Here is a 4518-nt window from a genome sequence, read left to right as displayed (position 1 = left end):
AGTCATGGCAGAAATGACAAAAATCGAAATTATCACCAGACAAAGCAAACTTGAGGATTTAAAGACGGCTTTGAACGAAATCGGAATTAACGGAATGACCGTATCCAATGTATTGGGTTACGGTGTGCAAAAGGGACAAAAGCACCGTTACAGAGGTGTTGAGTACAGCGTTGACTTACTTCCGAAGATAAAGATTGAAATGGTTGTGTGTACAGTGCCTGTTGATGATGTTGTTAATACGGCAATTTCGGTTTTGAGAACAGGTGAAATCGGTGACGGTAAGATTTTTATTTCACCTGTATCGAGAGTTATAAAAGTAAGAACAGGCGAAGAGGACAGAGAGGCTTTATTATAGGGGGTATAAAAATATGTTAAACAGTGGAGATATAGGATTTATGATAATTGCGGCAACGTATGTGTTTTTGATGACACCGGGATTGGCATTTTTCTATGGCGGTCTTGCACAAAGAAAAAATGTGCTCAATACAATGATGATGTCAGTAGCATTTATGGGACTTTCGTCGGTATTGTGGGTACTTTGCGGATATTCGCTTTCATTCAGCGGTGACTTGGGCGGAGTTATAGGAAACTTAAAGTGGTTTGCGTTTAACGGTGTCGGAGCGGAGGCTGGTCCTTACAGTGACAATATCCCTAATATGGGTTTTGCGTTGTTTCAGATGATGTTTGCCATTATAACACCGTCGCTTATTACAGGTGCGGTTGCGGGAAGAATGAAATTTAAAGCAATATTCTTATTCGTATTCTTGTGGCAGTTTGTGGTTTATTATCCGATGGCTCATATGGTTTGGGGCGGCGGATTTCTTGCTCAAATCGGCTCAATCGACTTTGCCGGCGGTAACGTTGTACATATAAGCTCCGGTGTTTCGGGTCTTGTGCTTGCAATATTAATCGGTAAGAGAAAAGGCATTGAGAAAAGAAGTGTCGTACCGCATAATATTCCGTTTGTTGTACTCGGCGCGTCACTTTTGTGGTTTGGTTGGTTCGGATTTAATGCAGGAAGTGCGCTTGCGGCAGACGGTCTTGCACTTCACGCATTTACAACAACTAACACTTCTGCGGCTTGTGCAATGCTTTCGTGGATGATTATAGATATAATCAAAGGCGGAAAGCCGACAGTAGTCGGAGCTTGTACAGGCGGTGTTATCGGTTTGGTGGCAATTACACCGGGTGCAGGTTTCGTACCGATATGGGCGTCGTTTATTATCGGTGCACTTGTCAGCCCGATATGTTACTTTGCATTATCTGTATTAAAACCAAAATTCGGATATGATGACGCACTTGACGCATTCGGCTGTCACGGTATCGGCGGTATATGGGGCGGTATCGCAACAGGCTTGTTTGCACAAACTTCGATTAATCCGGTAGCTAAATGGGACGGTCTTGTTTTCGGTGATTATCATTTGTTCGTGGCACAGGTGCTTAGTATATTGGTAACAATAGCCGTTGCGGTTGTCGGAACATTGATTTGTGTGGGTATTGTAAGATTGTTTACAAAACTTCGTGTTGATGAAAACAGTGAAAATGTCGGTCTTGACGACAGTGAACACGGCGAACGCGCATATTCGGCAATATGGGAGTAAAGCATAGAAAAATGACAAAAGGCAGACAAAATCATTATGGTTTTGTCTGCTATTTTTTTATTTAAAAATATCTCTTGCAATATATTATCTTTTTCGATAAAATAGTAGTAACATATGTAAACGAAAGAAGTATATTGATGAAAAAGGAAAAAGTTCTTAAAAAATATTTCGGACACAAGAAGTTTCGTGACGGACAGTCTGAGATTATAGATAATATATTAGAAGGAAACGATATTCTCGGAATAATGCCGACGGGTGCGGGAAAATCAATGTGTTACCAAGTACCGGCACTGATGATGGAAGGTATAACGATTGTAATTTCGCCGCTTATATCACTTATGATTGACCAAGTAAATTCACTTGTTCAGTCGGGTGTTGCCGCCGCATACATAAACAGTTCGCTGACTTTGGCACAGCAAAATAAAGTTGTAAGCAATATTTACAAGGGTATGTATAAAATAATATATGTTGCACCCGAAAGACTTGAACTTGAGGGATTTATAAGGGTAGCGCAAACAGTGAAAATCTCTATGATAACCATAGATGAAGCACATTGTGTATCGCAGTGGGGACATGATTTCAGACCGGGATATTTGAAAATAGAAGAATTTATAAAAAAACTTTCATACAGACCGATTATAGCTGCTTTTACCGCAACAGCGACCGACGATGTGAGAGAAGATATAATTCGTATTTTGAAACTAAACAATCCGTATGTTAAGGTTACGGGCTTTAACAGAGAAAATCTGTATTTTGAAGTGCAAAGACCGAAAGATAAATTTACGGCACTTTGTGATATTTTGGACAGTCATAAAAATCAAAGTGCGATAGTGTATTGCTCGACAAGAAAAACGGTTGAGGAAGTGTGTGAAAGACTTAATGACAACGGATATGATGCGACAAGGTATCATGCAGGACTTGACGATGACGAAAGGCAGAAAAATCAAGACGATTTTATATACGACCGATGTGAAATAATGGTTGCAACGAACGCATTCGGTATGGGGATAGATAAATCGAATGTTTATCTTGTTGTGCATTACAATATGCCGAAAAATATTGAAAGCTATTATCAAGAGGCGGGCAGAGCGGGACGTGACGGCGGTGATGCAGACTGTATTATGCTTTACAGTGCCCGTGATGTCAATACTGCAAGATATTTTATCGAAAATCCGGATGAAAACTCGGAAATATCAGACCAAATGCGTATCAAAATTATGGAAAAGGATTTTGAACGCTTGAAAATGATGACGTTTTATTGCACTACAAGTGAGTGTCTCAGAGCATTTATTCTTGAATATTTCGGCGAAAATCCGCCGCTTAACTGTGACAACTGCGGAAATTGCAATACTAATTTTGAAACAACGGATATAACCGTTGACGCACAAAAAATAGTGTCCTGTGTATACAGAATACGAAAAAAGGGGAGAAGTTGCGGTAAGACGCTTTTGGCGGAGGTGCTTTACGGAAGTAAGCTCGACAAAATAAAAAGACTTGACCTTGATACTATTTCTACATACGGAATTATGAGCGATATGTCGCTTAAAAGGATAAGATATATTATTGATTATTTAATTCAAGAGGGCTATCTTGAAGTTGACGAAATGAATTACAGGACTGTACAGCCCACACCGAAAACAAAGGAAATATTAAACGGTAAAGAGCTTTCGATGAAATTGATTAAGGAAGTTTCTTATACTCATAAGAAGGATACCGTTTTGACGTCTGAGGAAGACAGACTGTTTGAAAGACTTAAAAAACTTCGTAACAGACGTGCCGTTATGGCAAGTGTTCCTGCGTATGTTATATTTCAAGATTCTACACTTCGTGAAATGTGCCGTAAACGTCCTGTTACGGACAGTGAATTTTTGAATATCTCCGGTGTCGGCGAAATGAAAAAACGTAAATACGGCAAAGAATTTATGGAAGAAATACAAAAGTTTATAAACGAAAACGAGTAGTCATTCATTGACTACTCATTTTTTAATTCTTTCGGTGTAACATATATTGTGTTGTAATAATCATATATCACCATACCGGGTTTTGCACCGTTTGGCTTTTTGACATTTTTAATCTGCGTAAAGTCAACGGGAACTTGTGATGAATCACGACCTTTTGAATAGTATGCCGCAAGTTCGGCAGCCTCCGTGATTGTCGTTTTCGGAACGTCTTTATCAAGTCCGAGTTTTATGATTGTATGCGAGCCGTGAATATTTTTGGTATGAAACCACAAATCAGACGAATTTGCAAATTTTAATGTAAGGTAATCGTTTTGGGTATTATTCTTGCCCACATAAATATCAAAACCGTCGGAACTTACAAAGTGCATAGGTTTTGACGCATTTTGTTTTTGCTTTTTTGGATTGAACTTTCTGTTTAAATAGCCTTCGGCAATCAGTTCCGCACGAATTGCGTTTAAGTCTGATTCCGTATCAGATGTTTCGATAGCGGCAAGTGTGCTTTCGAGATATTCAAGGTCATTTTTGGCGTTTTCAATTTGTTTTGCTGCCTCAATTTCGGCATTTTTCGCCTTGTTATATCGCTTGTAATACTTCTGTGCATTCTGTGACGGTGAAAGCTGCGGCGAAAGCGGAATTTTTACGGTAGGCGAATCCTCTTTGTAGTAATCTATAACTTCAACGCTCGACTGACCGTTTTTTATATTATAAAGATTTGCCATAAGCAAGTCACCGTATATTTTATATTTATCTTTATTCTCCGAATCGGCAAGCGTTTTATTTAAAATTCCGAGCTTTTTTGAAACACGTTCTATATTATTGTTAAGAAGTTTCACAAGGTCGGCACTCTTTTGACGCATTCTTTCGTGCATATCGCGAGTTCTGTAAAATGTGTCAAGAAGTACGCTTATGTCGTCAAATTCTTTAATTTCCGCAAGTGATTCGTACTGTGTTATAGG

The 4518-nt window shown here is 39.1% G+C and carries 4 protein-coding genes; 3 read left to right on the top strand and 1 reads right to left on the bottom strand.

All coding sequences use genetic code 11. The features are described 5' to 3' along the window. The first annotated feature begins 4 nt into the window (after window positions 1-4). The 3 genes from ACLTU0_RS10990 to recQ all read left to right on the top strand — a co-directional run bounded on the left by ACLTU0_RS10990 (window position 5) and on the right by recQ (window position 3562). A complete protein-coding gene (locus tag ACLTU0_RS10990; protein WP_022230789.1) occupies window positions 5-355 on the top strand; it encodes a P-II family nitrogen regulator in 351 nt (116 codons plus the stop codon). A 13-nt stretch (window positions 356-368) separates the two neighbouring features. After that, a complete protein-coding gene (locus ACLTU0_RS10985) occupies window positions 369-1601 on the top strand; it encodes an ammonium transporter (RefSeq protein ID WP_022230790.1) in 1233 nt (410 codons plus the stop codon). A gap of 137 nt (window positions 1602-1738) precedes the next feature. Then, on the top strand, window positions 1739-3562 hold the full coding sequence (gene recQ, locus ACLTU0_RS10980) for a DNA helicase RecQ (protein ID WP_412322473.1): 1824 nt from the start codon (window positions 1739-1741) through the stop codon (window positions 3560-3562). A gap of 11 nt (window positions 3563-3573) precedes the next feature. Here the strand turns inward: recQ and ACLTU0_RS10975 are convergent. After that, window positions 3574-4518: NFACT family protein (locus tag ACLTU0_RS10975; RefSeq protein WP_412322471.1), on the bottom strand; the 945-nt coding region annotated here is incomplete at its 5' end.

The sequence above is a fragment of the Hominilimicola sp. genome, assembly GCF_046972485.1.
GTDB classification, from domain to species: Bacteria; Bacillota; Clostridia; order UBA1381; family UBA1381; genus Hominilimicola; species Hominilimicola fabiformis.
This window is presented reverse-complemented; position numbering and strand designations above follow the sequence as displayed.

What these genes read in the sequence shown, in the direction of transcription:
- ACLTU0_RS10990 (WP_022230789.1), top strand. Translation starts at nt 5, where the DNA reads ATGGCAGAAATGACAAAAATCGAAATTATCACCAGACAAAGCAAACTT.
- ACLTU0_RS10985 (WP_022230790.1), top strand. Translation starts at nt 369, where the DNA reads ATGTTAAACAGTGGAGATATAGGATTTATGATAATTGCGGCAACGTAT.
- recQ (WP_412322473.1), top strand. Translation starts at nt 1,739, where the DNA reads ATGAAAAAGGAAAAAGTTCTTAAAAAATATTTCGGACACAAGAAGTTT.